1 pseudogene and 1 CRISPR repeat array are annotated in these 1,321 nt (G+C 69.9%); the pseudogene reads left to right on the forward strand.

The annotated features are described in order from the left end of the window. Positions 1-430, forward strand: a pseudogene (locus tag VR45_RS39685) (MFS transporter); the annotation flags it as partial. Positions 431-1,048: 618 nt separating this feature from the next. Beyond that, a CRISPR array of direct repeats spans positions 1,049-1,318; the repeat unit is 29 nt; unit sequence CTGCTCCCCGCGCATGCGGGGTTGGTCCC. Positions 1,319-1,321: the final 3 nt, after the last annotated feature.

The following is a 1,321-nucleotide window of genomic DNA, read 5'->3' on the forward strand; positions in this document are numbered from 1 at the left end:
GGTCGGCTTCGGCCGTGCGCTCGGCCTGGCGGGCCTCTGCGTGGCGCCCGCCGGACTGCTGGTGCCGCTGATCGGCGACGGCGCCCGGCTGTACGTGGCGGGCTTCGGCTGGCTGCTACTGCTCTTCAAGACGGGCATGGACAACGTGCTCGGCGTCAGCCTGCGCCAGCGGATGACCCCGGACGCGCTGCTCGGCCGGATGAACGCCACCTTCCGCTTCCTGCTCACCGGTGCGCTGGCCATCGGCGCCGCCCTGGCCGGACTGCTCGGCGAGCTGGCCGGGCTCCACCCCACCCTCTGGCTCGGCGGCGCCCTCCTCGCGACCGCCTTCCTCCCGGTCTACCTCTCCCCGATCCGCACCCGCCGCAGCCTCCCCGACCCGCCGTCGGTCGCCGCGCCGTTGCCGTCGCCCGCCCTCAAGTCGGCTTGACGTTCCCTCAGGGGCACCACCGCCATCCGTCTCGGTGTCCGGAGACCCACACCGTGATCCGAATTCAGGACGCTCCCTGAACGGGGAAGGGGTCACTGGGCTTGATTGATGGCGGCGCCGGTCGAGCCCTGGCTGAGCACGGGGTGGTGGCTCGACGAGGTGCAGGGGCAGAAGAGCGGAGAACGCGGTCGCTGCGGACCCGCTGATCGACGTGGCCGAGGCCGACCACTCCCTCGGCTGTGGCAAGCCCGAACGCAACACACTCTTCGAGGGCCGCGGTCCGCTCCCTACCGATGGCACGGAGCCCTCGACGGCTACCGGCTCTACCGTGCGCTCGAGTTGTGGGACTGATTCCGCCCGATCAGCGCTACCGGCCCCCTGGACGGCGCCGACGACGACATCACCCCGGACGGCGAACCAGCGCTCCACCGCGCCGTCGTGCCTCGGGCCAGGCACCGCCCATCGGTGCACTCCGCACGGTGAGTGGAGGCGGGTTCGGCTGGGATGGATAGGGTGACCCTGGCGAGCGCCCTGCTGGCGAAGGTGACCGAAATGCCCGAATCTCTGGAAGTTGCAAAATCCCGCCCCATTGCTGGATAGACCCCCAGCTCATGAACTCTGCTCCCCGCGCATGCGGGGTTGGTCCCGACGGTCGCCGTAGCGAGGCCGATCATGATGGCTGCTCCCCGCGCATGCGGGGTTGGTCCCAATGCACATATGCTGACCAGTCCACTTGATGTCTGCTCCCCGCGCATGCGGGGTTGGTCCCATCCACATCGGCCGGTAGGCCATCGGCGCCGACTGCTCCCCGCGCATGCGGGGTTGGTCCCAATGCACATATGCTGACCAGTCCACTTGACTGCTCCCCGCGCATGCGGGGTTGGTCCCGGC

The organism is Streptomyces sp. NRRL S-495, from assembly GCF_000966955.1.
GTDB lineage: Bacteria > Actinomycetota > Actinomycetes > Streptomycetales > Streptomycetaceae > Kitasatospora > Kitasatospora purpeofusca.